The following is a 25,779-nucleotide window of genomic DNA, read 5'->3' as shown; positions in this document are numbered from 1 at the left end:
ATGAGCGCCGCTAACTCCCCCACAACCGCATCAGCGCGCCATCCTTCCCCGTCACGGGATCAGCGGGCGGCAGCGCGACCTCTGGAATCGTCTTCAGCGCTTTCGCGTGGTTCTCCGGCGTCGCGCGCGTGACCTCCATCTTGCTGCCTGGCGGGTAGGCGCCGATGATGCAGAAATCATCGCTCGCCTTGATGCACTGATGCCCGGTGCCGGCCGGCAGGATCGCGACATCGCCGGCCTTGATATCCAGCTCCTGGCCGTGGTCGCCGCCGAAGCGGACGCGGGCGCTGCCGCGCGCAACGCCGAGCACCTCATGCACCGTCGCGTGATAGTGCAGATAGTCGTAGACGCCGTTGCGCCACGTCCCACCCCATCCGTTCTCTTCGAATAGGTTTTCGACGGTCTCTTCCGGCTGCTTCGGATCGAGCTTCACCGCGCCCTGGTAGACCAGGAACGGAAGGATGTTGTTCGGCACGAGCCCGTCATCCTCGAAAACGATGGCGAGCGGCTCGGCCTTGTCGCGGACGACGGGCATGGCAGGGCTCCTGCGCAAGACTAGCAGGGATCAACTGGCGTTGCCGCAGCGCGTTCCTCTCGTGTCCCGGACGCGATGCAGCGTGCAACGCTGCGTCGCAGAGCCGGGACCCAGAGGCTGGCGTGGGCCCCGGTTCAGCAGCGCATCACGCCGCGAAGCGCGGCGTCTAAAGCGCGTTCACGCGCGTCTTCGACGCGCTATGGCACTGCGCCCGGGGCACGAGAGCCGGAGTGAGTCTTACGCGCTCTTCTTCTGCCGCATCAGATCGGCAAAACGCTGGAACAGATAGTGCGAGTCGCGCGGGCCCGGTGAGGCCTCGGGGTGATACTGCACCGAGAACACCGGCTTGCCGTCGAGCTGGATACCGCAATTGGAGCCGTCGAACAGCGAGATGTGGGTCTGCGTCGCGCCCTTCGGCAACGTCTTCTCGTCCACGGCAAAGCCGTGGTTCATCGAGGTGATCTCGACCTTGCCGGTGGTCTCGTCCTTCACCGGGTGATTGGCGCCGTGATGGCCCTGATGCATCTTCTTGGTTCTGGCGCCGACCGCGAGGCCGAGCATCTGGTGGCCAAGGCAGATCCCGAAGGTCGGTGTGCCCGACTTGATGACGTCCTGGATGACAGGCACCGCGTACTTGCCGGTCGCGGCCGGATCGCCCGGGCCGTTGGACAGGAACACGCCGTCCGGCTTCATCGCCAGAATGTCTTCGGACGAGGTCGTCGCCGGCACCACGGTCACCTTGCAGCCGACGCCGGCGAGCAGGCGCAAGATGTTGCGCTTGATGCCGTAGTCGATGGCGACGACGTTGAACTCGGGCTTCTCCTGCCGGCCAAAGCCCTTGTCCCACAGCCACGGCGTCTCGTCCCAGATGAAGCGCTGGCCGCTCGTGACCATCGGCACGAGGTCCATGCCTTCGAGGCCGGGCCATTCGCGCGCTTCCTCCTTGAGGCCATGCAGGTCGAACTCGCCGGTCTTGGAATGCACGATCACGGCATTGGGCATGCCCTTGCTGCGGATCAGCGCGGTCAGGGCGCGGGTGTCGATGCCGGAAAGGCCGATGATGCCGCGCGCCTTCAGCCAGGCATCGAGATGCTTGGTGGCGCGGTAGTTCGAGGGATCGGTGATCGCGGTGCGCAGGATCACGCCGCGCGCGCCGGGCGTCGCGGCCATGTTCACCGTCTCGATGTCTTCCTCGTTGGTACCGACATTGCCGATATGCGGGAAGGTGAAGGTGATGAGCTGGCCGGCATAGGAGGGATCGGTGAGGATCTCCTCATAGCCGGTCATCGCGGTGTTGAAGCAGACCTCGCCAACGGCGTGGCCCTCGGCGCCGAGACCAAAGCCTTCGAGCACCGTGCCATCGGCAAGCACGAGGAGCGCGGTCGGTTTATGGTCCGGCCAAGCGGGATCGTTGTCATGTTGTGTCATGAGCCCGCTTCATAAGCCCCCCGCGCGCGCCCGTCAAAGCGGGAGGGGGCCGATTCACATGCGTTTTTGCATATTTGACAGCCGGTCTCGGCCACTTAAGCTCGGCCGCACAATTTCCGGCAATTTGAGGGGCTTGCGAGGCAATAATGGACCAGACTACCCCGCTTCTGCTGGTTCCGGGGTTGGCCTCCTCGGCCCGAATCTACGCCCCGGTACTCCCTGCCTTGTGGCGGTTCGGTCCGGTGATGATTGCCAACCATATCCGCGATGACAGCATGGCGGCGATCGCCGCCCGGGTCCTGGGCGAGGCCCCGCCGCGCTTCGCACTCGGCGGACATTCCATGGGCGGCTACATCGCGCTCGAGATCATGCGCCAGGCGCCCGAGCGGGTTTTGAAGCTTGCGCTGATCAACACCCAGGCCCGGCCCGACACGCCGCAGGCGACCGCGCGCCGGCGCGGCCTGATGGAGCGCGCCAGGCGCGGCGAGCTTCGCGCGGCGCGCGAGGAGATGTTTCCAGAACTGGTGCACCCTTCGCGCCGTGACGATGCAAGCATCCGCCAGCTCGTGCACGAGCAGGGCGAGGACGTCGGCGTCGAGGGCTATTTGCGGCAGCAGACCGCGATCATCGCGCGGGTGGACTCACGTCCGACGCTGGCGAGGATCACATGCCCAACGCTGGTGCTGACGGGCGATCAGGACAACACCATCCCCAACGCGTTCTCGAAGGAGATGGCCGATAGCATCGCCGGCGCACGGCTCGTGATCCTCGATCGCTGCGGGCACCTGCCGCAGCCGGAACAGCCGGAAGCGACAGCGCGGGCGCTCACCGAATGGCTCGCGAGTTAGGTTGTGTGGAGGCCGCAAACGGCCTAGATCAGGCGTCATATATTCGAAGGGATCACGATCATGCTGCGCGACGACATCAACAATGCGGTCAAGGAGGCCATGAAGGCCAAGGACGAGCGCAAGCTGTCCACGCTGCGCATGGTCAACTCGACCATCAAGAACGCCGACATCGACGCGCGCGGGCAGGGCAAGCCGCCGCTGTCGGACGCCGATTTGCTCGCGGTGCTGCAGAAGATGATCAAGCAGCGCCAGGAAGCGGTCGAGCTCTACGACAAGGGCGGCCGCGCTGAGCTCGCCAAGCAGGAGCGCGAGGAGATCGAGGTGATCTCGGCGTATTTGCCGAAGCAGATGTCCGAGGACGAGGTGAAGAAGGCGATCGCGGACGCGATCGCTGAAACCGGCGCCGCCGGCATGAAGGACATGGGCAAGGTGATCGCCGTGCTGCGCGCGAAATACGCGGGACAGATGGATTTCGGCAAGGCGTCCGGTTTGGTGAAGGCCGCGCTGTCGGGCTAGGCTGTCCTTACCCTCCCCTGGAGGGGGAGGGTCGATCGCGCGTAGCGCGAGCGGGGTGGGGTGATCTCTCCGCTCGGGCAGCGCTTCCATGGAGAGACTGTCACCCCACCTCGGTCCGCATGCCGCTTCGCTCTATGCGAACCGATCCTCCCCCTCCAGGGGAGGATGGGCACCTTTGATGCGGCATCAGTTCGGTCTACTCTCTGTACAAGAAAATCGGGGAGGCAACCGATGACCGCCGCCATCAATCCGTTTCGCATCGCCATCAGCGACGACATCCTCGCTGATCTCAAATCGCGCCTCGCCCGAACCCGCTGGCCGGAGGCGGAGCTGGTTGACAACTGGAGCCAGGGCGCGCCGCTGAAATGGATCCAGGAGATTTGTACCTACTGGGCGAGCGGCTACGACTGGCGCGCCCGCGAGGCAAAGCTCAATCGCTTCGAGCAATTCACCACCGAGATCGACGGGCTCGACATCCACTTTCTGCATGTGCGTTCGAAAGAGCCGAACGCGCTGCCGCTGATCATCACCCATGGCTGGCCCGGCTCGATCGTCGAATTCCACAAGGTGATCGCGCCGCTGGTCGATCCCGTCGCGCATGGCGGCAATCCTGCGGATGCCTTTCACGTGATCTGTCCGTCGCTGCCGGGCTTCGGCTTCTCCGCCAAGCCGAAGAGTACCGGTTGGGGTGTCGACCGCATCGCGGCGACCTGGGTGAAGCTGATGGACGTGCTCGGCTATGCGCGTTACGGCGCGCAAGGCGGTGACTGGGGCTCGGCGGTGACGACCTCGCTCGGCGCGCAGGATGCCGAGCACTGTGCCGGCATCCACATCACGCTCGCCTTCAACGCGGCGCCGAAGGTCGAGGGCGAGCCGACGGCGGAGGAGAAGCGCGCGCTCGCCGGCCTCAAGCACTATGTCGATCTCGACTCCGGCTATTCGAAACAGCAGTCGACGCGGCCGCAGACGCTCGGCTATGGCCTGACGGATTCGCCGAGCGGGCAGGCGGCCTGGATCCTGGAAAAATTCTGGGCCTGGACCGATTGCGACGGCCATCCCGAAAACATCTTCAGCAAGGACGAGCTGCTCGACAACGTCATGCTGTACTGGGCAACGGAGACGGCGACCTCGTCGGCGCGGCTCTATTGGGAGAGCTTCGGCAAGCGACGCACGACGCCGGTGGTCAAGGTGCCGACGGGCGTTGCGGTGTTCCCCAAGGAAATCATCACGCCGGTGCGGCGCTGGATGGAACCGAACTTTCACAACATCACGCATTGGAGCGAGATGGAGAAGGGTGGCCATTTCGCCGCCTTCGAGCAGCCGGAGCTGTTCGTGCGCGATGTCAGGAAGTTCTTCGCGACGGTGCGGTCCTAGTGCGTCGTCATTCCGGGGCGCCCGAAGGGCGAACCCGGAATCTCGAGATTCCGGGTTCGACGCTGGCGCATCGCCCCGAATGACGCCGCGGGGCTCTTGTCCCGAGCACCCACGGCTCTACACTGGGTCATAACAACAAGACACCGGGAAGACGACCAAGCCGATGCTGACCGAAGCCGCAACCTACGACGAGCTCTATCGCAACTTCCGCTGGGACATCCCCGCGCGCTTCAACATGGCGGAGGCGTGCTGCGATCGCCATGCCGACGGCACCGGGCGTCTCGCGCTGATCTATGTCGACGAGAACGGCGTCACCACGCGCACCTCCTTCGACGAGGTCGCGGACATGTCGCGCCGCTTCGCCAATGTATTGAAGGCGGATGGGCTGGTCCGCGGCGATCGCGTCGCGGTGTTCCTGTCGCAGTCGCTGGAGCTGCCGATCGCGCATATGGCCGCGTTCCGCTCCGGCCTGATCTCGATCCCGCTGTTTGCGCTGTTCGGCGAGGACGCGCTGGAATTCCGCCTGTCGAATTCGCAGGCAAGAGCCATCATCACCGATGAGGCCGGCTGGGAGAAGCTCACGAAGATCCGCGATCGGCTGCCTTATTTGCAGGATATCTATGTCACGAGCGGCGCCGTCCACGCCGGCGCAAAGCCGTTCTGGCCAGCGATCGAAACCGCGTCCGAGGATTTTGCAAACGTCGACACCTCGGCCGACGATCCCGCGCTGATCATCTACACCTCGGGCACCACGGGCAATCCGAAGGGCGCGCTGCATGCGCATCGCGTCGTGCTCGGCCATCTGCCGAATGTGGAGATGTGTCACAACTTCCTGCCGCGGCCCGGCGATCTGATGTGGACGCCGGCCGACTGGGCCTGGATCGGCGGCCTCGTCAACGGCCTGCTCGCGTTCTGGTATCACGGCATCCCGCTGGTCGGCCATCGCGCACGAAAATTCGAGCCGCAGGCGGCGATGCAGATGATGGCCGATCTGTCCGTGCGCAACGTCTTCCTGCCGCCGACCGCGCTGAAGCTGATGCGGCAGGCCGGCGTGAAGCATCCCGGCGTCAGGCTGCGCAGCATCTTTACGGGCGGCGAATCCCTCGGCGGCGAATTGCTGGGATGGGTGCGCGAGACCTTTGGCATCGACGCACATGAAGTGTTCGGCCAGACCGAGTGCAACCTCGTGATCGGCAGCAACTCAAATCTCTTTCCGATCCGCCCCGGTGCCATGGGCAAGGCGACGCCGGGCTTCGATGTCCGCATCGTCAACGACAAGGGCGAGGAATTGCCGCGCAGCCAGCGCGGCATCATCGGCGTGCGCCAGCCGTGCCCCGTCACCATGCTCGAATATTGGCGCAATCCGGAGGCGACGGCGAAGAAATATGCCGGCGAGTTTCTGCTCACCGGCGATCTCGGCGTGCAGGACGAGGACGGCTATTTCTGGTATGTCAGCCGCGAGGACGACGTCATCACCACCGCCGGCTATCGCGTCGGCCCCTCCGAGATCGAGCACACGCTGATGAAGCATCCGTCGGTGGCCATGGCCGCCGTGGTCGGCATCCCCGATCCGATCCGTACCGAGTCGATCAAGGCGTGGATCGTGCTGCGTCCGGGCTTTACCGGCAGCGACGCGCTCGCGCGCGAGATCCAGGAGTTCGTGAAGGTGCAGCTCGCCGCGCACGAATATCCGCGCTATGTGGAATTCGCCGAGACGCTGCCGATGACGGCCACGGGCAAGGTGCTGCGGCGCGAGCTGCGGGCGAGGGGTTAGTTTTTTCATGCCGAAGACGTCTCAGGCCGCGGGGCTTCACCGCGCCTCGCTTGCGAAGCTGCATGATCTCGATGCGGCGCTGGAGCTGATGTATTACGGCTGGCGCGGGATGACGCTGGAGGCCGACGACTATCTCGCTAGGCAGGGCCTGTCGCGCCCGCACCATCGTATCCTCTATGTCGTGGCGCGCCGGCCCGATATCGCGATCGGCGCGCTGATCGAGATCCTCGGCATTTCCAAGCAGGCCCTGAACCGGCCGCTCAACCTGCTGCTGGAGCGCAAGCTCCTGACGTCGAAGCGTTCGCCCGAGCAGCATCGCTCGAAATTGCTGCGCCTGACGGCCGCGGGGCACCGCATCGAGCAAAGGGCATCGGACCACGAGCGCAAGGTCATGCGCCAGGCATTCGAGCGCGCCGGGGCGTCTGGTACGGCGGCCTGGATGGCGGTCATGGAGGCGATCGCCGACAACAACTGACGGCTTCTCAAGTCAATATAGTTGACATGAGAACGCGGCTTTGCCACTTTCCGGCCAACGGGTCAGGGAGGGCTCTGCCATGAGCGCAGGGAAGATGGATCGCGCGGCGGCCGAACGTTTCGTCGCGGCATGGTGCGCGAGCTGGTGCAAGGTCGACATCGACGCGGTCGTCGCGCATTTCGCCGACGATGCGCAGATGCGCAGCCCGCTGGCGCTCGAACTGACAGGCTCCCCCGTGGTCACGGGCGCGGAGAACATCCGCGCTTATTGGCGGCAAGCCTATGGCCATATCGAAAGCGCCGACCTGAAGATCCTCAGCTGGAGCTGGGACGAGGTGATCGCGCGGCTGACGGTGTGGTGGCAGTTGGGCGGCACGCGCGCCAGCGAATTCATGGACTTCGACGCTGTGGGCCGCGTAGTCCGCAGCGAGGCCTTTTACGGAAAATAGCCATGCGCCTTTTGGATATCGTTCTGCTTCTCAACACGCTCTGGTTCGTCGGTGCCTTCATCCAGTTCAGTATCGCCCAGCGCAATACGCTGAAGATATTGCTGCCGCGCGAAGAGCGCAGCAATCCGATCGCGCCGACCCTGGCGGCCAGCGTCGCATTCCTCGGCGGCATGAACCTGCCGATCGGGCTGTTGTCGTTCTATCTTCTGGCCGCCCGGCCGCTCTTCTTCCAGCCGGTGCAGGCGCAGCTCGTGCTGTTCCTGTTCTTCTCTGCCTGCCACTTCAGCCAATTCGTCTACAACGTTCCAGTGCTGATGCGCGGCGGACGTGTCGGCGTCGCTTACTGGCCCGTGTTGAAGGGCCCGATGCTCCGGATCTTCGTCATTGATGCGGCGCTGTTCGCTGCCAATCTCGGCGTGGCGCTCCAGCTCGCGTTCTCGTCCTGATTATCGCGACGGTGCCGAGAGGGCGGCCCGCAACATCGCGGCAAGATCCTTGCGCCGGAACGGCTTTGTCAGGATGCGGGCGTCGCCGACGCCGTCGGGCGTCTTGACCGGATCCTGCGTGTAGCCTGAGGTGAAGAGCACCTTGAGCCCGGGCCGCAGCGCCGTTGCTTGCCGCGCAAGCTCCGGCCCGAACATGCCGCCGGGCATCACGACGTCGGTGAACAGCAAATGGATGTCCCCACGCTGGCGCAACAGGTCCAGCGCCGCGGGGCCGTTCGAGCGCGCGATGACGCGGTAGCCCAGCGCCTTCAACTCGTTCTCGACATAGGCCCGCACCATGTCGTCGTCCTCGACGACGAGAATGGTCTCGCTGCCATCGGGGGCTGCGATCCGCTCTGCCGGCAATGGATCCTCGGCCGGCGGCGTCGCAAGACGGGGAAAGAACAGCCTGACGATGCTGCCGTGTCCCGGCTCGGACTGCATCTGCACCAGTCCGCCAGACTGTCGCACGAAACCGTAGACCATGCTGAGGCCGAGCCCGGTGCCCTTGCCGACCTCCTTGGTGGTGAAGAACGGCTCGAAGGCGCGGCTCGCCACCTCGGCGGTCATGCCGGTGCCGGTGTCGGTCACGGCCACCATGACGTAGTCGCCCGGCCGCGGCTCGCCGTTGACGTCGAGGTCGGAGTCGCCGAGCGAGATGTTGCGCGCCTCGACCGTCAGCTTGCCGCCGTCGGGCAAGGCGTCGCGCGCGTTGAGCACGAGGTTGAGCAGCGCGGTCGCCAGCTGGCCGGGATCGACGCTGGTCATCCACAGATCCGCATCGAGCCCGAAGGTGCACTCGACGTGCTCGCCCAGCGATCTGCGCAGCAACGGCTCCATTTCGAGCAGCTTGCCGGCGATGTCGATGTCGCGCGGCCTTAAGGGCTGCTTGCGCGCGAAGGCGAGCAGGCTCCGCGTCAGGTCGGAGCCGCGCTCGGCGGCGGTCGCGATGTCGCCGGCGATCCGGTGCAATTCCTTGTTGCCCGCCAGCTGGTCGGCCAGATGCTCCGAATTGCCGAGAATCACGGTCAGGAGATTGTTGAAATCGTGTGCCACGCCGCCGGTGAGCTGGCCCATGGCTTCCATCTTCTGCGACTGGCTGAGCTTCTGGTTGAGGTCGGCGATGGCGGCGCGTTGCTGCTGCAGCGACTCGGCGGTGTCGTTGAGCAGGGTCATCAGCCCGCCGAGCTCGCCGCCCGGATGCGGCGGTGGAATGCGCGCGCTGAGATCGCCGCGCCCGAGCTTCTTCGCCATCGCGGCGAGCCGTCCGACCTGGCGCCCGACGCTCACGGTCGCGAGGATCAAGACCGCCGCCAGCAGCAGCAGCGAGGCCACGGTGAGGATCGCCAGGTCCTCGAAGAGCCGGCGGTTCGCCGCCGCGACCAGCCCATCCTTGGACCGTCCGACCAGGATGTAGAGACCGGCATCCTGGGTCGACGGCGAGCGGGCGGCAAGGCTCCAGACATGAGTGCGGCCCTCGTCATCGGTCACCTCATGAAAGGACTCCCGCTCGGGCGCCGCCGCGAAGCGGAACAGTTCGGATCCCGCAATCGACCCGCCGACGGGCACGGACCAGCCTGCTCCCGAGGGAGCGACCAGAACCGTGCCCTTACCGTCGACCAGCAGGACATCCTTCTCGGCGAGCAGGCGCCTGTGGTGAAACTCCGCGAATTTGCGCAGGTTGAACGAAGCCAGCAGGATCAGCTTCAATGCGCCCGCTTCCGTCCGCACCGGATAAGCGATCTGGAGCACCGATATTCCGGTCAGACGGCCAAACACCGGTTCGAGCACGACGCGGTTCGAGGCCAGGGCCTGCTTGAAATAGGCGCGATCCCGGAGATCGAGGCTGCGGTTGGTCCGCAGCGAGTCGCAGAACAGGCTGCCGTCGGGATCGATGGTCAATATTCCGGTGAACTGCGGGTATTCCTCGCGCACTTCCGACAGGAACGCCGAGCAGGCCGCCTTGTCGCGGGTGTCGAGGTCGCGGGCGCGGGCGAGACCATAGTGAAGCTGCGCGGTACCCTGGATCTTCTCGTTCAGGTCGCTTGCAATCTCGTCGGCCGCCGCCGCCAGATTGGTCAGGGCGGCGTTGATGTCGCTGCTGCGGTTCTGCATGAAGCGCAAGCCGACGAGGCCCGCGGGCACCAGCATGGCCGCGATGACGAGGATCAGTAGCCGGGTACGCAAGCTCATCGGTCGAATGGTCCGCTCTGGTCATCGGATGTGGGGGCGGAGGTACAATTTGCGGCACCGCCCTCCGCTCCGTCCATAGGCATCGTGCCGAAAAGCGAGGAAAGATTTTGACGCACACGCTTGGCGGGTGGGCGAGGAGGCGCTGCGGGCTCACCGCGATACCGTCGTTCCGCGGTCAACTTGCGCGTGCGCGTGGTGCGGGAGGGCGTTAATATCGAGGTCGCGTGCGACGGAGATCGCGCCGGCAAATCAGGAGGAAGCTGATGTCCATCTCGGGCAAGGTCGATCCGGTCGTGCGCCCCGTCGTGGCGACCGACATCGCCGAGGCGCTGGTCGAGGGTCTGCGCGATTTCCAGGCGCTGCCGCTCTACGGGCTTTGCTTCGGCACGCTCTACGCCGCCGGCGGCATCGCCATCATGCTCTGCCTCACCGCCTTCGGCATGGTCTATCTGGTCTATCCCCTGGCCGCCGGTTTCGCGCTGATCGGCCCGTTCGTGGCGATCGGCCTCTACGAGGTCAGCCGCCGCCGCGAGCGCGGCGAGCCGGTGTCGTTCGGCGCGATCTGGTCGGCGGTCCGTTCGCGCAGCGAGATCGGCTGGATGGCGTTCGTCACGCTGTTCGTGTTCGTGATCTGGATGTACCAGGTGCGGCTCCTGATCGCGCTGCTGCTCGGCCTGCATGCCTCGTTCTCGAGCCTGCAGGAATTCATGACGGTGGTGCTGACGACCAACGAGGGCCTGCTGTTCCTGGCCCTCGGCAACGCGGTCGGCGCCGCGCTGTCGCTGATCCTATTCTCGCTGACCGTGGTGTCGTTTCCGCTGCTGCTCGATCGCGAGGTCGATTTCGTCACGGCCATGGTGACGAGCGTGCGTGCGGTGGTGACCAGCCCGCTGCCGATGATCGGCTGGGCGGCCGTGATCGTGATGCTGCTGATCGTCTCGGCGCTGCCGTACTTTCTCGGCCTGATCGTGACGCTGCCCGTGCTCGGGCACGCGACGTGGCATCTGTACCGGCGGCTGGTGGTGCCGGTGTAAATTTGTCGCTTTTCCCTCGTCCCTCGATCAGTGCCGTAGGGTGGGCAAAGCGAAGCGTGCCCACCGCGTCTGTGCTGTATTGGGTCAGTGGTGGGCGCGGCGCAAGTGCGCCTTTGCCCACCCTACGATGTCGAGTTCGCGGAGACTTACGGCGTCTTGATCCCCATCGCCTTCAGAGCATCCAGCATCCGCTGCGGCGGGCCCATTTTCACCACCAGCGGCTTGCCAGTCTCGAGCACGCTCTTGAGGCTGGAGAGGATCGCCGGCCAACCCTGCCGTCCGCCTTCGAGGATATCGTCACTGAGCGGCCGGTCATGGCCTTCGCTCATGGTGAGACGAACCGCATCGCCGACCTGTTCGATCTCATAGGTCACGAGCGTCGGGCCGAGCTTTTCGATCAGCTCCGGCCAGTTGACGTTGAAGGTGACGGAGAGCTTTCGCGGCGGGTCATAGGCGAGAACCTCGCCACTGATGTGCAGCGCGCCATCAGGCGTGCGCACGATGAACGCGCCGCCAAGCCGCGGCTCGACCTCCACGGCGTTGCCGAAGAAATACTGCTTGCTGAACTCGGCCGAGGTCAGCGCTTCCCACACCTTCTCCGGCGTCGCGGCGATGTAGATGGTGTAGACCGTGAGCGGCTTGAATTGATCGAGGTTCATTTTGCATCGAATCCCTTGTTCAGGGCTGCGCGCGGAATGCCGAGCAGCTTGCCGGTCTCGAGCAGGCTCTTGAGCTGGGACAGGATCGCCGGCCAGCCGTTGGAGACGGCGCCGAGATATTTGCCGCCCTCGACGAAGCCGTCATGTAGCACGGTCAAACGCACGAGCGGGCCGAACGGTTCGATGGTGAAGAGGACGCGTGAGGTCGGCTCGCCGCGCAGTTCCTCGAACTTGTGGTGCTTGAAGCTGTAGGAGAGGCGCCGCGGCGGATCGGCTTCGAGGATTTCGCCGGAATCGGTGACCTCGCCGTCGAGCAGAAGCGCGAAGGGCGAGCCGACCTTCCAGTCCGACTTCACCTCGGCGCCGAACCAGTATTGCCTGGTGAACGCGCTCGACGTCAGCGCCTCCCACAGTTTTTCCGGAGTGGTCTCGATATAGCTCACATAGACGAATTGCGGCTTACTCATCGCGCTTCTCCAACTGGCGTTTCAACTCGCCGAGCGCGGCGAGCTTGCCGCGCTCGAACTTCCTGATCCAGCGTTCGCCGATCTGATGGATCGGCACCGGGTTGAGGAAGTGCAGCTTCTCGCGGCCGTGCCTGATGGTCGTGACCAGATTGGCCTCTTCGAGAATGGCAAGGTGCTTGGTGACGGCCTGCCGCGTCATCGCGAGGCCCTCGCAGAGTTCGTTCAGCGTCTGGCCGTTCCTGGCGTGAAGCCTGTCCAAGAGCGAGCGTCGTGACGCGTCCGCGAGCGCTTTGAAGACCTCATCCATGGCGGCGATAATAGGCAACCAAATGATTGCATGTCAAGCACAACGTCATTCCGGGGCGACGCGTTAGCGTCGAGCTACGGTGCGCAATTGCGCACCTGAGAATCTCGAGATTCCGGATAACCGCTGCGCGGTTTCCGGAATGACGCCCAAGCGATCGTGTCTTTGGGCCGCAGGATCGAGCGTGTTAGCCTTTCATCTCAGCCAACGCAGATTGGTTCCGGGAGGGCATTGATGTTCCGTTGTGTCTTGACTGCCGCAGGCCTCGTTCTTTTCGCCTGCAGCACCGCGGCCTACGCGCAGAAGCAGACGATCGGCGCGCCGCCGGAGGCTTCCAACATGAAGCTGGTCGGCACCAACGACCTCCAGGCGCGCAGCGCCTATCAGCCAACCATCCACCATCAGGGCGATCGCTGGATCGCCTATATCGGTCATCACGGCGGCACCGACGATGTGCCCGCGCCGGTCAATCCGATGACGGGGCAGGCGGAGCCGAACGGAACCTCGATCGTCGACGTCACCGATCCCGCGCGTCCAAAGTATCTGCGGCATCTGCCGGGGCAGGAGGGCAAGTATGAGTCCGGCGGCGCACAGATGGTGCGGGTCTGCGACGGCAGGGCCTTGCCGAAGGGCGATCCCAGCGCAGTCTATATGCTGCGCACCTTCGGCAGCGAGGCGCATGAGATCTGGAACGTCACCGATCCCGCCAGCCCTGTGCTCATCACGCGCATCGCCGGCCTGAAGGACACGCACAAGAGCTGGTGGGAATGCGACACCGGCATCGCCTTTCTCGTCTCGGGTGCGCCGGACTGGCGCACGCGCCGCATGACACAGGTCTATGACCTCTCAGATCCCGCGCATCCGCAGAAGATCCGCGACTTCGGCCTGCCGGGTCAGGAGCCGGGTTCGACCGGCGCGGTGCCGACCGAATTGCACGGGCCGATCTCGACCGGGCCGACCGGCAACCGCGTCTATTTCGGCTACGGCACCAACAAGGGCGGCATATTGCAGATCGTCGATCGCGAGAAGCTGTTGAGCGGGCCGAAGGAGCCGACACCGGACAATCTGCGCTTTCCCGAGATAGCACGAATGCCGATGTCCGCCTTCAACGGCGCCCACACCACGTTCCCGATGCTCGACATGCCGGTCGCGGAGTTTGCCGAGGACAAGGACGGCAAGACGCGCGACATCGTCATGATCGTGGATGAGGCGATTTTGAACGAGTGCGGCGAGGCACGGCAGATGGTGTGGTTCGCCGACGTCACCACCGAGACGCGGCCGATGATGATCTCGAGCTATACCGTGCCGGAGGGGAGCGGGCAGTTTTGCCAGCGCGGCGGCCGGTTCGGCTCGCATTCGTCGAACGAGAGCATGGCGCCGGTCTATTACAAGAAGATGGCCTTCATCGCCTTCTTCAATGCCGGCGTGCGCGCGCTCGATATCCGCGATCCCTATCACCCGAAGGAAGTCGGCTATTTCATCCCGGCAATCACGGTGGCGACCGACAAGCGCTGCATTCCCGTCGAGGGCGGCGAGCGCTGCAAGGTCGCGATCCAGACCAACAATGTCGAGACCGATGATCGCGGCTACATCTACATCGTCGACCGCGCCAATACCGGCCTGCATATCCTCGAGTTGACCGGACCAGCGCGCGCCGCGGCCGGCCTGCCGAAGAACTGACGATGCGGCGCGCGATGATCATTGCGGCCGCGGTGATCGCGCTCGGCGCGGTTGCGGGCATGCATGCCGATGGGACGGAGCGCGGCGGGCGATGGAGGGAGATGGCGTGGCCGTTTCCCCGCGATGGCTGGCCCGCGGGCCGCGCGTTCCGCTGTGTCGCAGGCGGCTGCGATGGGGCCGAGCTCTACATCCGCGCCAAGCGCGGCTTCTGTAATTGCGACACCGGCGTCGCCGATGACGACGAGGTCGACCGCGTCACCGACATCGACCTGATCAGTCCGCGCTTTGCCCCCGTCGCACCGGGTCACGCCGTGGACTTCGCCGCCATGCAGGGCCGCATCAGGCACTACGACCTCGACATGCCCGACGGCACCCGCCACGCCGCCGCCGGCCTCGCGCTGTCGCGCCGCTGCGATCTGCTGGTTGCGGTGGCGCAAGGCGCGGGCGAGGCGAATGCCGTGCAGCGTGCAGCGCTGGTGTTCCTGGAAACGGAGGAGATGAAGCAATGGATGGCTGCCACGCTCGATGGCAGGTGATGGAGGCACGCCCGATTCCACATTCTCCGCTGTCATCCCCCACGAAGGCGGGGGATCCAGTATTCCAGAGACGCCGGTGGGATACGGAGAAGCTGCGGCGTACTGGATACCCCGCTTTCGCGGGGTATGACACCGCGGCTTGGACCCTTATCTCGCTTCCGTTCCCGCCTCCGTCATGCATTAATACCCCCAATCCGCCCTCAGCCGAGTCCTCCCCATGATGTCCATGCAAGCCTATCTCGCCTTCGTCGCCGCCTGCATTGCGCTGGCGCTGCTGCCGGGTCCGATCGTCACCCTGGTCATCGCCAATGGCCTGCGCCATGGCACGCGTGCGGCGCTGACCAACGTTGCCGGCGCGCAAGCGGGTCTCGCCATCGTCATCGGCATCGTCGCGATCGGCCTGACCTCGCTGATGGCGACGATGGGCTACTGGTTCGACTGGGTGCGCTTTGCCGGCGCGGCCTATCTGGTCTGGCTCGGCATCAGGCTGATCTGGGCGCCGGTCGAGGGCGTCGATGTCGACGCGCCGCCTCCCCCGCCGCGCGGCGGGTTCTTCCTGCAAGGCTTCCTGGTGCTGCTGTCGAACCCGAAAGTGCTGGTGTTCTTCGGCGCCTTCATCCCGCAGTTCATGGACATGGGCCAGCCGCACTTTCCGCAAGTCGCGCTGCTGGGCGCCACCTTCATGGTCACCGCCGTGATGACGGACGCGCTCTATGCTATCGCAGCGGGCCGCGCCCGGAAATTCTTCTCGGCCCGCCGTACCCGGATGATGTCGCGCATCTCCGGCGGCTTCATGATCGGCGGCGGTATCTGGCTGGCGCTGACCCGGGCCAAATGAGCTTTACATCGGTTGAACCTCTGGCAGTGGCGGTGCGTCCAAGGAAGCATTGCCGCTGACCTGGGATTTTGACCGTGCCGAATTTGCCGCCGCTCGTTTACGCGATGCTGCTTGCGCCGCTCGCGCTCATCCTGATTGCCGCCATCGTCAAGACCTGGCAGGCGCGCGAGGCGCGAAGCTGGCCGCAGGTCGCGGGCAAGGTCATCACCTCGGTCGCCGAGGTGCGCGAGGTCAAGGTGTCCGATGACGAGCGCGAGGACGGCTATCGCACCGAGAGCCGCAACTTCGCCAACGTCACGTACGAATATTCGGTTGGCGGCCGCAAGCTGCGCTGCAATCGCATCTCGATCGGCGAGGACCTCGGCAACTTCCAGGTGGCCGAGAAGCTGGCGAAATACCCGGCCGGCAGCATCGTCACCGTCTACTACAATCCGCGGCATCCGGATCAGGCGGTGCTGGAGCGGGACCTGCCCAAGGGGCTGTGGGGCTGCCTCGGCATCGGCTCGGCGATCGTGCTCGCCATCATCTTCGGCTCGGTCTTCGGCCTCAACCAGAGCTACCAATATCTCGCCCATCACATCGGCCGGCCCGATCTTGCGGGCCTCGTCGTCGCCTTCGGCGCGTTCGGCCTCGTCATCGCGCTGATGGCGTGGGCCGTGCAGCGGCAGGCGTCGATGGCGACGCGCTGGCCGGTCGTGCCGGGCACGATCAAGCTGTCGGGCATCGAGGAGTATCACGAGGCCAGCGAGCCCGGCGAGGCGCGCGGCATCGAGATGTTCGGCAAGCGCGTGACCTACACCTATCGCTATCAGAACGTCGCCTACACCAATGAATGCGCGCGCGTCGCGGCGCAATCGCCATCGGCCTCGGAGGAGATGCTGAAGAAGCTGATGTCGCGCTACCAGGACGGCGCGACCGTCGAGGTCCGCGTCAATCCCGACAATCCCGCCGAAGCCACGTTAGATGCCCGCGGCGACGGCCGCATGGCCTATGTGCTGTGGGGCATCGCCGCGATCTTCACCGCGCTGGCGCTGTTCGTGGCGACACGCGGCGGTTAGTCGACCAACCTTTCCGCCCGCAGCTCCACCTCGATCTCCGCAAAGACCCTTGCCAGCCGTTCGGCCCATTGCTGCTGGCCGGACTGGTCCGCGATCAGGTCCTGGCGGATCTCGATGCCGGTGTTGACGAGACCGCGGGCTTCGCCATGCACGGGGATCGTGTAGTCGGTGAGGTCGCTCACCGCATAGGGCTCGTTGTCGCCGACGACGAGATCGCTCTCGCTGCGCAGATGTTTCAGCAACAGCCGCGGCAGCACGGGGTCGCGATTGTACAGCGCGCCGATGTGCCAGGGCCGCGCGACGCCGGCATAAACCGGCGTGAAGCTGTGCAGCGACACCAGCACGGTCGGCCGCCTGTCGTGCAGGCGCCGGCCGATCGTCGTGTCGATACGATGATGATAGGGCTCGAAGATCTCGCGCCGCCGCGCGGCGCGCTCGGCGTCGGAGATCGCCTCGTTGCGGGGGATCGTGGTTGCCTCTGATATCACGGGGATCGAGCTGGCCGCGCCCGGAGGACGGTTGCAGTCGATCACCAGCCGCGAATAGCGCTGCGCGATCAGATGCGAATCGAGCATGCGGGCGAGGCGCTCGGCGACGCCGGCGATGCCGATGTCCCAGCCGATATGCCTGACGAGCTCGCTCTCGGGAATGCCGAGATCGCCGAGCGCGCGCGGAAGCGCCCGTCCGTAGTGATCCGAGGTGAGCAGGAAGGGCGATGTGCCTTCCGCATTCACCTCATGCACTGGCGGAATGTCACCCTCGCCGAGCAGTTGATCGGCCGCGCCGGCTGTGTCTAAAGCCATCCTGATTGCCTATGGAAAATGCAGTCACCCCGAAAATTGGGCAGGAATCGGTATAGATTGGTCCGCCCAAAATCACCATGATTGCCGGACGATGCCGCTGCTGACGATTCATCACAAGACCGAATATCGCTACAACCGCCCCGTGGCGTTCGGCGAACACCGCATCATGCTGCGTCCGCGCGACGGGCATGATCTGCGCGTGCTCGATTCCAGGCTCGAGATCTCGCCCGAGCCGATGTCGCTGCGCTGGATCCACGACGTGTTCGGCAACTCGGTCGCGATCGCCAGTTTCGACGAGCGCGCGGACCATCTGACCTTCGACTGGCACGTCACCGTCGAGCACAATCCCGTCGACGAGTTCGCGCTGACCGCGGACGATGCCGCCTATTTCTATCCGTTCGTCTATGACGACGAGGAGTTTGCCGATCTCGTCCAGTACATCACGCCGCAATATGCCGATCCCGACGGCGAGATCGGAGAATGGGCGCGCGGCTTCCTCGACGAGGAGGCGCCGACGCCGACCTTCAAGATCCTGAGCGGCATGACGCACGCGATCCGCAAGCAGTTTCGGTATCGCAAGCGTCACGAGCCCGGCACGCAGCATCCACTCGACACTTTGCAGTCGGGCACAGGAACCTGCCGGGACTATGCGCTGTTCATGATCGAAGCGCTGCGCCAGCTCGGCATCGCCGCGCGCTTCGTGTCCGGCTACATTTTTGTGCCCGAGGACATCGCGCAGCGCCATGTCGGCGGCGGCTCGACCCATGCCTGGGTGCAGGTCTATCTGCCGAGCGCGGGCTGGATCGAGTTCGATCCGACCAACGGCATCGTCGGGACCCGCGACCTCATCCGCGTCGCGGTCGCCCGCGATCCGCGTCAGGCGATCCCGCTGCACGGCGTCTATATCGGCTCCGAGGACGCCTTCGACGAGATGGAAGTGAACATCAAGGTGGTCTCGGACGACCAGGACAGCGACGCAGAGATGGAGACAGAGGTTTCGTAGATGGAGATCAGGGTCGGCTTCGAGATCACCTACGCGGCGGTGCAGCCGACGCCGATGGTGATCATGCTGAACATCCACCCCTCGCGGCAGGCCGACATCATCGGCCGGGAGACGGTGGTTGCCGAGCCCGACGTTCCGATCCGCTTCTATCACGATGGTTTCGGCAATGTGTGCGGCCGCCTCATGGCGCCGGCCGGCGGCGTGACGCTGAAGGGCAGCGCGCTGGTGCGCGACAGCGGCCTGCCCGACGAGGTGATGCCGGATGCGCGGCAGATCCCGATCGAGCAATTGCCGAACGAAGTGCTGCTCTATCTGATGCCGAGCCGCTATTGCGAGACCGACAAGCTCACGGACATCGCCTGGTCGCTGTTCGCTAAGACGGAGCCCGGTTGGAATCGAGTCGCGGCAATCACCGCATTCGTGCATCAGCATGTCATCTTCGGCTATGAACACGCCCATCACATGAAGTCGGCGCACGACGTCTACGAGCAGAAGACCGGCGTCTGCCGCGACTTCGCCCATCTTGCCGTCGCGCTCTGCCGCTGCATGGGCATCCCCGCGCGCTACTGCACCGGCTACATGGGCGACATCGGCATCCCGGCCGAACCGTTCCCGATGGATTTTTCCGGCTGGTTTCAGGCCTGGCTCTCAGGCCAATGGTTCACCTTCGACGCCCGCCACAACACCCCCCGCATCGGCCGCATCCTGATGGCGACGGGCCGCGACGCCGCCGACGTCGCGCTCTCAACCAGCTTTGGCCGGATGGAGCTGAAGAAATTCGTGGTGGTGAGCGAGGAGGTGGGCGGCGCCGACGTGGTGAAGGCGGGGTGAGGGGATTGGGCACGTTGCTCCCTTACGTCGTCCCGGCGAAGGCCGGGACCCATACCGCGTGATCTTTCGGTGACATGTGGTGTCAGTACCCCAGGAAGACATCTTCACTCCCAGTCCTCGTCAAACTGCTCCCTGTGGCTATGGGTCCCGGCCTTCGCCGGGACGACACCGAGGACGCGGCGCTGTCGTTCCGCATCAATCGCAGCTATAGACCCCCCATGACCTCCAACCGTCTCTTCGTCTACGGCACCCTGATGCGCGGCTTCGACCATCCGATGGCGCGGCTGCTTGCGCAGCACGCGGATTTTGTCGGCGAAGCAACCTGCCGCGGCCGGCTGTTCCTCATCAAGCACTATCCGGGATTGCTGCTGTCGGACGCCGCATCCGACCTCGTGCACGGCGAGCTCTTCCAGCTGCGCGTGCCCAACGAGCTGCTGGGTGAGCTCGATATGTATGAAGCCTGCGGCGAAGGTTTTCCGGAGCCGACCGAATATCTGCGCGAGCTGATCGACGTGACGCTGCCGGACGGCACATCCGAGAAGGCGTGGACCTATGTCTACAACTGGCCCGTCGCCGATCTGCCCCGCATCGCGTCGGGCCGTTTTCTCGACCACTAGTTTGCTTTCTGAGCGTGATCTTGTCGGAAAACCGCTGCGCACTTTTCCGGATCACGCTCTACGCCGACAGCACTTCCTTCACCACGCGCACGTCGACCTCGCGCTCGACATAGCTCCATTCCTCGGTCTGCCTCAGCATCGCTACCAGCTCCTCGAACAGCGAGGCATCCGCGGGGGCGAATTCGAACCAGGTCAGGAAATCGAAGGGCTCGCCGAGGTCGCGGCAGTGATAGAGCTGGCGCGCGATGGCGGGCAGGAAACGAAGACTGCTGGTGATGTGGTGCGACTTGTCCTCGAAGATCTTGCGACGCTCCTCCTGCGTCAGATCCCACCAGGCCTGCGACTTGCGGATCGGGATCAGCGCCGCGCTGGTGGCCTCAGGGCGGCCAAGCCCGGCCTGCACTGCCACGAGCTGCTCCTTCTCGGGCCGCTCGGTGTAGCGCAAAGTGCTTGCGACGCCGACCAGCCGCCAGGCATTGCGCGAGGGCACCAGCGGCAACGACACCGCGTCGCTGTCGGTCACCGACAGCGCCGGCATGAAGGGCAGGGGCTCGCCCGTCACCGATGAAATCGAGGTGACGCGCCAGCCCCCGCTGTGGCCGCCTCGAAAGGTCCTGAACATGGGGGTATGGAAGCGTGGAACCGGGCGGGGTTCAAGCGTTTCCGTCGTTGCCGTCACTCGTCCCGTGATCCCGAGGCGCTCCCATGCGGCGCGCCGCGCCGCATGGGAGCCTCGAAGGATGAATCGGCCCGGATGCGGCCGGGCCGTCGCCCTTCGAGGGCCGCTGAAGAAGCGGCCACCTCAGGGTGACGGTGAGAGGGCCTGTGAATAGGTCGAATAACCCGGATAACCCGCCTAAAGCTGACTTTTAGGCAAGCCACGCCTATATCCCTGATCCTTCGCCCGACTCACACGGTCCGCTAAACTCACCCCATGCGCTTCACGCCCCAATTTCTCGACGAGCTTCGTGCCCGGCTTTCGGTTTCCGAAGTCGTGGGCAAGCGCGTCAAGCTGAAGAAGGCAGGAAGGGAGTGGAAGGGGCTGTCGCCGTTCCAGCAGGAGAAGACGCCGTCCTTCTACGTCAACGACCAGAAGGGTTTTTACCACGACTTCTCCTCCGGCAAGCATGGCGACATCATCAATTTCGTGATGGAGACCGACGGCCTGCCGTTCGCCGAGGCCGTGGAGCGGCTCGCGAACATGGCGGGCCTGCCGCTGCCCGCGGTGACGCCCGATGCGGCGCGGCAGGAGCAGCGGCGGCGCTCGCTGCATGACGTCATGGATCTCGCCGCAAAGTATTTTGCGGAGACGCTGGCCTCGCGCGTCGGGGCGAAAGCACGCGGCTATCTCGCCGACCGCGCCATCTCGCCGGCGACGCAATTGCAGTTCCGCCTCGGCTACGCCTCGCCCGATCGCTTCGCGCTGAAGGAGCATCTCGGCAAGCTCGGAATCTCCGTCGACGACATGGTCGAGACCGGGCTGCTCGTGGCCGGCAACGACATTCCCGTTCCGTACGACCGCTTCCGCGATCGCGTGATGTTTCCGATCACGGATTTGCGCGGCCGCGTCATTGCCTTTGGCGGGCGCGCGCTGGAGAAGGACGTTCCGGCAAAATACCTGAACTCGCCGGAGACGCCGCTCTTCCACAAGGGCGACAATCTCTACAACCACCAGACCGCGCGCAAAGCGACCCATGACGGCGCATCGCTGATCGTGGTCGAAGGCTATGTCGACGTCATCGCCATGGTCACCGCGGGCTTTGCAGGCAGCGTTGCCCCGCTCGGCACTGCGCTGACCGAAAGCCAGCTCGCGCTGCTCTGGAAGATGGCGGACGAGCCGATCCTCTGCTTCGACGGCGACCGCGCCGGGCAGAAGGCGGCGTATCGTGCCGCCGATCTCGCGCTGCCTTTCCTTGCTCCCGGCAAGAGTCTTCGTTTTGCGCTGCTGCCGGAAGGGCAGGATCCCGACGATCTCGTGCGCTCCGGCGGCCGTGGCGCGATGGAAGAGGTGATTGCGGCCGCGCGTCCGCTTGCCGACATGCTCTGGTCGCGCGAGCTCGAAGGCGGCAATTTTGCCACCCCGGAGCGTCGCGCGGCGCTGGAAGCGCGCATCAAGGAATTGTCCAACGGCATCCGCGACGAGGTGGTGCGGCGCTACTACAGAGATGACTTCGTCGAGCGGCTGCAGCGCACGTTTGCGCCCGACGGCGGGCGCGGCGGCTTTGGCGGCCGCGGCAATTTCCGCCCTGGTCAGGGCGGCCGGTCATTCCAGCCGCGGGGCGGGGGCGGTGCGAATCGATTCGGAGGCCAGGGATTTGGTGGAGGATTTGGCGGCGGCCGCCGCGGCCCGCCGGGGCCGACCCTGCTGCCCTCCGGCCCCTACCAGGCGGCGAGCCCCCAGCTCGCGGCCAGCCCGATCATGCGTGGACAGCGGAGCGCCATCTCCCGCCGAGAGGCCCTGATCCTGCAATGCCTGATCAATCACCCCTGGCTGCTGCACGACCATCTCGAGGAGGTGGCCGCCCTGGAGATCGCCCATCCCGAGGCCCACAAGCTCCGGGCCGCCATTATCAGCGCCTTCGTCAACGACCATTACCACTCGCCGGACCCGGAGGAGCAGGCCGAGAAGATGCGCGGCGACCTCGCGAAGGGTGGGTTTTCTCAAGTTCTTCAAAGGGTTGAGGGTGCCATCACCACCGCGGCGGTGTGGGGTGCCCGCGAGGGGGCGGCACGGGATGACGTTCTTGCGACCTGGCATCAGCTGGTTGCCTTGCATCGGCAATGGCATTCACTACTTAGAGAGCTGAAGGACGCCGAGCTGGCCTTGGGGGAGGACCCCAGCGAGGCCAATTTGGCATGGCTGCGTGACGTCAAGGCCCGGATGGCCGAAGTCGACGGTACCGAGGCCCTGATCGAGGGTTTTGGCGAACTGTCGGGTCGGTTCCAGAAGAGCGTGTGATGAAAGAATCATGCGGACGGCCGGGGCCGGAACCGCTAAAAGACTCGCCAAATCCAAGGTTTGGCGGCAAAAACAGGGTTAATCGAGGCTTAACGGTCTTGTAGCACTTTGGCCCAGAGGCGGCCGCAGGCAGAACAGACGCGTCAGGAATGAATCCGCGCAATAGCTGTTGGCACTACACCTGCATCCGCTGCGACAAAGAGGCTCACGAAGCGTTAGGCAATTCCGGCGAGAGAGAGTTGGGGGTGGCGAGAGACATGTGCGCCGCCCTTTCCGTGTCGAGAGCTGCCGAAGCGAGAGCGTCGAGCAACAGGTTCAAGTGAATTCACGCGGGCGCGGCGAACGTCTCGCATGAAGCGCGTTTAGGAGCAATGGATGGCCACCAAGGCAAAGACGCTGCAGGCGAAGGACAAGGAAAAAGACGACAAGGCAGCGGATGCTCCCGAGAAGGATTCCCAGGACGCGCCGTCTCCCTTGCTCGATCTGTCCGATGCGGCAGTGAAGAAGATGATCAAGCAGGCCAAGAAGCGCGGCTTCGTGACCTTCGATCAGCTCAATGAAGTCTTGCCGTCCGACCAGACCTCGCCCGAACAGATCGAGGACATCATGTCGATGCTCTCGGAAATGGGCATCAACGTCACCGAAGCCGACGACAGCGAAGGCGAGGAGGACAAGGACGAGGGCGGCGAGGACGAGACCGACAACGAGCTCGTCGAGGTCACCCAGAAGGCCGTCACCGAGGTCAAGAAGAGCGAGCCGGGCGAGCGCACCGACGATCCCGTGCGCATGTATCTGCGCGAGATGGGCACGGTCGAGCTGCTCTCCCGCGAAGGCGAAATCGCGATCGCCAAGCGCATCGAGGCCGGCCGCGAGGCGATGATCGCAGGGCTGTGCGAAAGTCCGCTGACCTTCCAGGCCATCATCATCTGGCGCGACGAGCTCAACGAAGGAAAAATCTTCCTTCGCGACATCATCGATCTCGAAGCGACCTATGCCGGTCCGGACGCGAAGGGCGGCATGAACACCGCGATGATCGGCGGCCCCGCCGGCGAGGGCGGCGAAGCCTCGGCCGAGGGCGGCGAGGCCGCAGCCGCGACCGGTGCTGCGCCCGCGCATGTCGCCCCGCCCGCAGCTCCGCCGTCGCCGACCCCGTTCCGCGCCGCGCCCGCCGCCGGTAACGGCGAAGCCGAGAAGGATCCGGGCGAGGCCGCCGCCGAAGCCGACATGGACGAGGACGACGAGTTCGAGAACCAGATGTCGCTCGCGGCGATCGAGGCCGAGCTCAAGCCCAAGGTCGTCGAGATCTTCGACAAGATCGCCGAGAGCTACAAGAAGCTGCGCAAGCTCCAGGAGCAGGACATCCAGAACCAGCTCGAGAGCACCTCGCACGGGCCCTCGCTGTCGCCGCACCAGGAGCGCAAGTACCGCAAGCTCAAGGACGAGATCATCGTCGAGGTGAAGTCGCTGCGCCTCAACCAGGCGCGTATCGACTCGCTCGTCGAGCAGCTCTACGACATCAACAAGCGCCTCGTCTCGCACGAGGGCCGCCTGATGCGCCTTGCCGACAGCCACGGCGTCGCGCGCGAAGACTTCTTGCGCAACTACACCGGCTCGGAGCTCGATCCGCGCTGGCTCAACCGCGTCTCGAAGCTCTCTGCAAAAGGCTGGAAGAACTTCGTCCATCACGAGAAGGACCGCATCAAGGACCTTCGCCATGAGGTGCATCAGCTCGCGGCCCTGACCGGCCTCGAGATCGTCGAGTTCCGCAAGATCGTGCACTCCGTGCAGAAGGGCGAGCGCGAGGCCCGTCAGGCCAAGAAGGAGATGGTGGAAGCCAACCTCCGTCTCGTGATCTCGATCGCCAAGAAGTACACCAACCGCGGCCTGCAGTTCCTCGACCTGATCCAGGAAGGCAACATCGGCCTGATGAAGGCCGTTGATAAGTTCGAATACCGCCGCGGCTACAAGTTCTCGACCTACGCCACGTGGTGGATCCGGCAGGCGATCACCCGCTCGATCGCCGACCAGGCGCGCACCATCCGCATCCCCGTGCACATGATCGAGACGATCAACAAGATCGTGCGCACCTCGCGCCAGATGCTGAACGAGATCGGCCGCGAGCCGACCCCGGAAGAGCTCGCCGAGAAGCTCGGCATGCCGCTCGAAAAGGTGCGAAAGGTTCTCAAGATCGCCAAGGAGCCCTTGTCGCTGGAGACGCCGGTCGGTGACGAAGAGGATTCACATCTCGGCGATTTCATCGAGGACAAGAACGCGATCCTCCCGATCGACGCCGCGATCCAGTCGAACCTGCGCGAGACCACCACGCGCGTGCTAGCCTCGCTCACCCCGCGCGAAGAACGCGTCCTGCGCATGCGCTTCGGCATCGGCATGAACACCGACCACACGCTGGAAGAAGTCGGCCAGCAGTTCTCGGTGACGCGCGAGCGCATCCGCCAGATCGAAGCCAAGGCGCTGCGTAAGCTGAAGCATCCGTCGCGGAGCCGGAAGCTGCGGTCGTTCCTCGACAACTAATTCGGATCGTCGTGCCCGGGCTCGACGCGGGCATCCATCCAGACGAAAACGGCGGGCCAAGGCCCGCCGTTTTTGTTGTGTGCCGAGTATGAGCGACAGCTTGGAGGTGGAAGTCCTCTATCCAGCCTGATGGCGGCGAAGGATTAGCGAAGCGCAAGGGCGTCATCGTGAGGTGGGGTCTGAAGAAAGCGTGGAGCAAAGCCGCGGCCCGATGGACAAACACCGGATAACGAGGCCTACCCGGCCGGACGAGCGAGCAATTGATCGCGAAGTCCAAGGTCATCAAAGGTCGGGGTGGTAAATTCGGCGGGCGTGCGGTGAAGGCGGTCGGTCTTACCTCGGGAGGTCTGCGCTGTGTCTCGGCAACGAGACTGAGACCGTC

25 protein-coding genes are annotated in these 25,779 nt (G+C 64.8%); 17 read left to right on the top strand and 8 right to left on the bottom strand.

Features of this window, described 5'->3' with window-relative positions:
• Window positions 1-10 precede the first annotated feature (10 nt).
• Window positions 11-535, bottom strand: coding sequence for a cupin domain-containing protein (locus IQ16_RS38355; RefSeq protein WP_018643802.1), 525 nt, complete (start codon window positions 533-535; stop codon window positions 11-13).
• Window positions 536-772: 237 nt separating this feature from the next.
• The gene (carA, locus tag IQ16_RS38350) at window positions 773-1,963 is read right to left on the bottom strand and encodes a glutamine-hydrolyzing carbamoyl-phosphate synthase small subunit (protein WP_018643801.1); all 1,191 of its coding nucleotides are present in this window, start codon (window positions 1,961-1,963) and stop codon (window positions 773-775) included.
• A gap of 146 nt (window positions 1,964-2,109) precedes the next feature.
• Between carA and IQ16_RS38345 the strand changes: the two genes are divergently transcribed.
• From IQ16_RS38345 to IQ16_RS38315, 7 genes are all read left to right on the top strand, one after another.
• Complete coding sequence (locus IQ16_RS38345) at window positions 2,110-2,811, top strand: alpha/beta fold hydrolase (protein ID WP_026312111.1); 702 nt, start codon at window positions 2,110-2,112, stop codon at window positions 2,809-2,811.
• Window positions 2,812-2,871: 60 nt separating this feature from the next.
• Window positions 2,872-3,327, top strand: coding sequence for a GatB/YqeY domain-containing protein (locus tag IQ16_RS38340; RefSeq protein ID WP_018643800.1), 456 nt, complete (start codon window positions 2,872-2,874; stop codon window positions 3,325-3,327).
• A gap of 231 nt (window positions 3,328-3,558) precedes the next feature.
• The gene (locus IQ16_RS38335; protein ID WP_018643799.1) at window positions 3,559-4,701 is read left to right on the top strand and encodes an epoxide hydrolase family protein; all 1,143 of its coding nucleotides are present in this window, start codon (window positions 3,559-3,561) and stop codon (window positions 4,699-4,701) included.
• 163 nt (window positions 4,702-4,864) lie between these two features.
• Window positions 4,865-6,475 (top strand): acyl-CoA synthetase, encoded by a 1,611-nt coding sequence (locus IQ16_RS38330; RefSeq protein WP_018643798.1) that lies wholly within the window; start codon window positions 4,865-4,867, stop codon window positions 6,473-6,475.
• Between the two features lie 7 nt (window positions 6,476-6,482).
• Window positions 6,483-6,950, top strand: coding sequence for a MarR family winged helix-turn-helix transcriptional regulator (locus tag IQ16_RS38325; protein ID WP_018643797.1), 468 nt, complete (start codon window positions 6,483-6,485; stop codon window positions 6,948-6,950).
• Between the two features lie 79 nt (window positions 6,951-7,029).
• Window positions 7,030-7,398 carry a YybH family protein gene (locus IQ16_RS38320; protein WP_018643796.1) on the top strand — a complete coding sequence of 123 codons (369 nt, stop codon included), beginning with the start codon at window positions 7,030-7,032 and terminating at the stop codon, window positions 7,396-7,398.
• 2 nt (window positions 7,399-7,400) lie between these two features.
• Window positions 7,401-7,844, top strand: coding sequence for a hypothetical protein (locus IQ16_RS38315; protein ID WP_018643795.1), 444 nt, complete (start codon window positions 7,401-7,403; stop codon window positions 7,842-7,844).
• On the opposite strand, the gene IQ16_RS38310 is transcribed toward IQ16_RS38315, so the two are convergent.
• Entirely contained in the window at window positions 7,845-10,076 is a 2,232-nt protein-coding gene (locus IQ16_RS38310; protein WP_018643794.1) for an ATP-binding protein, read from the bottom strand.
• A gap of 263 nt (window positions 10,077-10,339) precedes the next feature.
• On the opposite strand from IQ16_RS38310, the gene IQ16_RS38305 reads away from it, so the two are divergent.
• Window positions 10,340-11,110: a DUF2189 domain-containing protein gene (locus IQ16_RS38305; RefSeq protein ID WP_018643793.1), complete on the top strand. Its 771-nt coding sequence runs from the start codon at window positions 10,340-10,342 to the stop codon at window positions 11,108-11,110.
• Window positions 11,111-11,256: 146 nt separating this feature from the next.
• On the opposite strand, the gene IQ16_RS38295 is transcribed toward IQ16_RS38305, so the two are convergent.
• Genes IQ16_RS38295 through IQ16_RS38285 form a run of 3 tightly spaced genes read right to left on the bottom strand, consistent with a single transcriptional unit; the run spans window position 11,257 to window position 12,543 of the window.
• Window positions 11,257-11,769: an SRPBCC family protein gene (locus IQ16_RS38295; RefSeq protein WP_018643792.1), complete on the bottom strand. Its 513-nt coding sequence runs from the start codon at window positions 11,767-11,769 to the stop codon at window positions 11,257-11,259.
• Window positions 11,766-12,236: an SRPBCC family protein gene (locus IQ16_RS38290; RefSeq protein ID WP_018643791.1), complete on the bottom strand. Its 471-nt coding sequence runs from the start codon at window positions 12,234-12,236 to the stop codon at window positions 11,766-11,768. Before IQ16_RS38290 ends, IQ16_RS38295 begins: the two co-directional genes overlap by 4 nt.
• A complete protein-coding gene (locus tag IQ16_RS38285) occupies window positions 12,229-12,543 on the bottom strand; it encodes an ArsR/SmtB family transcription factor (protein ID WP_018643790.1) in 315 nt (104 codons plus the stop codon). Before IQ16_RS38285 ends, IQ16_RS38290 begins: the two co-directional genes overlap by 8 nt.
• Window positions 12,544-12,774: 231 nt before the next feature.
• On the opposite strand from IQ16_RS38285, the gene IQ16_RS38280 reads away from it, so the two are divergent.
• The 4 genes from IQ16_RS38280 to IQ16_RS38265 all read left to right on the top strand — a co-directional run bounded on the left by IQ16_RS38280 (window position 12,775) and on the right by IQ16_RS38265 (window position 16,652).
• The gene (locus IQ16_RS38280; protein WP_018643789.1) at window positions 12,775-14,220 is read left to right on the top strand and encodes an LVIVD repeat-containing protein; all 1,446 of its coding nucleotides are present in this window, start codon (window positions 12,775-12,777) and stop codon (window positions 14,218-14,220) included.
• A 2-nt stretch (window positions 14,221-14,222) separates the two neighbouring features.
• Window positions 14,223-14,756, top strand: a complete 534-nt coding sequence (locus IQ16_RS38275) for a hypothetical protein (RefSeq protein WP_018643788.1) — start codon at window positions 14,223-14,225, stop codon at window positions 14,754-14,756.
• A gap of 217 nt (window positions 14,757-14,973) precedes the next feature.
• Complete coding sequence (locus IQ16_RS38270; protein ID WP_018643787.1) at window positions 14,974-15,594, top strand: LysE family translocator; 621 nt, start codon at window positions 14,974-14,976, stop codon at window positions 15,592-15,594.
• A gap of 74 nt (window positions 15,595-15,668) precedes the next feature.
• Window positions 15,669-16,652 (top strand): DUF3592 domain-containing protein, encoded by a 984-nt coding sequence (locus IQ16_RS38265; protein ID WP_026312109.1) that lies wholly within the window; start codon window positions 15,669-15,671, stop codon window positions 16,650-16,652.
• On the opposite strand, the gene IQ16_RS38260 is transcribed toward IQ16_RS38265, so the two are convergent.
• Window positions 16,649-17,455, bottom strand: a complete 807-nt coding sequence (locus IQ16_RS38260) for an N-formylglutamate amidohydrolase (protein WP_018643785.1) — start codon at window positions 17,453-17,455, stop codon at window positions 16,649-16,651. The genes IQ16_RS38265 and IQ16_RS38260 overlap by 4 nt on opposite strands.
• A gap of 91 nt (window positions 17,456-17,546) precedes the next feature.
• Between IQ16_RS38260 and IQ16_RS38255 the strand changes: the two genes are divergently transcribed.
• From IQ16_RS38255 to IQ16_RS38245, 3 genes are all read left to right on the top strand, one after another.
• Complete coding sequence (locus tag IQ16_RS38255) at window positions 17,547-18,458, top strand: transglutaminase family protein (RefSeq protein WP_018643784.1); 912 nt, start codon at window positions 17,547-17,549, stop codon at window positions 18,456-18,458.
• Window positions 18,459-19,289, top strand: coding sequence for a transglutaminase-like domain-containing protein (locus tag IQ16_RS38250; RefSeq protein ID WP_018643783.1), 831 nt, complete (start codon window positions 18,459-18,461; stop codon window positions 19,287-19,289).
• 218 nt (window positions 19,290-19,507) lie between these two features.
• On the top strand, window positions 19,508-19,906 hold the full coding sequence (locus IQ16_RS38245) for a gamma-glutamylcyclotransferase family protein (protein ID WP_026312108.1): 399 nt from the start codon (window positions 19,508-19,510) through the stop codon (window positions 19,904-19,906).
• Between the two features lie 58 nt (window positions 19,907-19,964).
• On the opposite strand, the gene IQ16_RS38240 is transcribed toward IQ16_RS38245, so the two are convergent.
• Window positions 19,965-20,528, bottom strand: a complete 564-nt coding sequence (locus IQ16_RS38240; RefSeq protein ID WP_018643781.1) for a chlorite dismutase family protein — start codon at window positions 20,526-20,528, stop codon at window positions 19,965-19,967.
• 312 nt (window positions 20,529-20,840) lie between these two features.
• Between IQ16_RS38240 and dnaG the strand changes: the two genes are divergently transcribed.
• Window positions 20,841-22,865, top strand: coding sequence for a DNA primase (dnaG, locus tag IQ16_RS38235; RefSeq protein ID WP_145832071.1), 2,025 nt, complete (start codon window positions 20,841-20,843; stop codon window positions 22,863-22,865).
• 375 nt (window positions 22,866-23,240) lie between these two features.
• Window positions 23,241-25,397 carry an RNA polymerase sigma factor RpoD gene (gene rpoD, locus IQ16_RS38230; RefSeq protein WP_145832070.1) on the top strand — a complete coding sequence of 719 codons (2,157 nt, stop codon included), beginning with the start codon at window positions 23,241-23,243 and terminating at the stop codon, window positions 25,395-25,397.
• Window positions 25,398-25,779: the final 382 nt, after the last annotated feature.

It is taken from the genome of Bradyrhizobium huanghuaihaiense (assembly GCF_007830635.1).
Classification (GTDB): domain Bacteria; phylum Pseudomonadota; class Alphaproteobacteria; order Rhizobiales; family Xanthobacteraceae; genus Bradyrhizobium; species Bradyrhizobium huanghuaihaiense.
The sequence above is the reverse complement of the archived record's forward strand: the minus strand, read 5'-3'. Positions and strand labels throughout refer to the sequence as shown.

Coding starts and splice junctions, on each gene's coding strand:
- IQ16_RS38245 (WP_026312108.1), top strand. CDS start 19,508: ATGACCTCCAACCGTCTCTTCGTCTACGGCACCCTGATGCGCGGCTTC.
- dnaG (WP_145832071.1), top strand. CDS start 20,841: ATGCGCTTCACGCCCCAATTTCTCGACGAGCTTCGTGCCCGGCTTTCG.
- carA (WP_018643801.1), bottom strand. CDS start 1,963: ATGACACAACATGACAACGATCCCGCTTGGCCGGACCATAAACCGACC.
- IQ16_RS38330 (WP_018643798.1), top strand. CDS start 4,865: ATGCTGACCGAAGCCGCAACCTACGACGAGCTCTATCGCAACTTCCGC.
- IQ16_RS38320 (WP_018643796.1), top strand. CDS start 7,030: ATGAGCGCAGGGAAGATGGATCGCGCGGCGGCCGAACGTTTCGTCGCG.
- rpoD (WP_145832070.1), top strand. CDS start 23,241: ATGGCCACCAAGGCAAAGACGCTGCAGGCGAAGGACAAGGAAAAAGAC.
- IQ16_RS38280 (WP_018643789.1), top strand. CDS start 12,775: ATGTTCCGTTGTGTCTTGACTGCCGCAGGCCTCGTTCTTTTCGCCTGC.
- IQ16_RS38250 (WP_018643783.1), top strand. CDS start 18,459: ATGGAGATCAGGGTCGGCTTCGAGATCACCTACGCGGCGGTGCAGCCG.
- IQ16_RS38285 (WP_018643790.1), bottom strand. CDS start 12,543: ATGGATGAGGTCTTCAAAGCGCTCGCGGACGCGTCACGACGCTCGCTC.
- IQ16_RS38355 (WP_018643802.1), bottom strand. CDS start 535: ATGCCCGTCGTCCGCGACAAGGCCGAGCCGCTCGCCATCGTTTTCGAG.
- IQ16_RS38325 (WP_018643797.1), top strand. CDS start 6,483: ATGCCGAAGACGTCTCAGGCCGCGGGGCTTCACCGCGCCTCGCTTGCG.
- IQ16_RS38305 (WP_018643793.1), top strand. CDS start 10,340: ATGTCCATCTCGGGCAAGGTCGATCCGGTCGTGCGCCCCGTCGTGGCG.
- IQ16_RS38240 (WP_018643781.1), bottom strand. CDS start 20,528: ATGTTCAGGACCTTTCGAGGCGGCCACAGCGGGGGCTGGCGCGTCACC.
- IQ16_RS38295 (WP_018643792.1), bottom strand. CDS start 11,769: ATGAACCTCGATCAATTCAAGCCGCTCACGGTCTACACCATCTACATC.
- IQ16_RS38310 (WP_018643794.1), bottom strand. CDS start 10,076: ATGAGCTTGCGTACCCGGCTACTGATCCTCGTCATCGCGGCCATGCTG.
- IQ16_RS38345 (WP_026312111.1), top strand. CDS start 2,110: ATGGACCAGACTACCCCGCTTCTGCTGGTTCCGGGGTTGGCCTCCTCG.
- IQ16_RS38270 (WP_018643787.1), top strand. CDS start 14,974: ATGATGTCCATGCAAGCCTATCTCGCCTTCGTCGCCGCCTGCATTGCG.
- IQ16_RS38290 (WP_018643791.1), bottom strand. CDS start 12,236: ATGAGTAAGCCGCAATTCGTCTATGTGAGCTATATCGAGACCACTCCG.
- IQ16_RS38260 (WP_018643785.1), bottom strand. CDS start 17,455: ATGGCTTTAGACACAGCCGGCGCGGCCGATCAACTGCTCGGCGAGGGT.
- IQ16_RS38340 (WP_018643800.1), top strand. CDS start 2,872: ATGCTGCGCGACGACATCAACAATGCGGTCAAGGAGGCCATGAAGGCC.
- IQ16_RS38335 (WP_018643799.1), top strand. CDS start 3,559: ATGACCGCCGCCATCAATCCGTTTCGCATCGCCATCAGCGACGACATC.
- IQ16_RS38255 (WP_018643784.1), top strand. CDS start 17,547: ATGCCGCTGCTGACGATTCATCACAAGACCGAATATCGCTACAACCGC.
- IQ16_RS38275 (WP_018643788.1), top strand. CDS start 14,223: ATGCGGCGCGCGATGATCATTGCGGCCGCGGTGATCGCGCTCGGCGCG.
- IQ16_RS38315 (WP_018643795.1), top strand. CDS start 7,401: ATGCGCCTTTTGGATATCGTTCTGCTTCTCAACACGCTCTGGTTCGTC.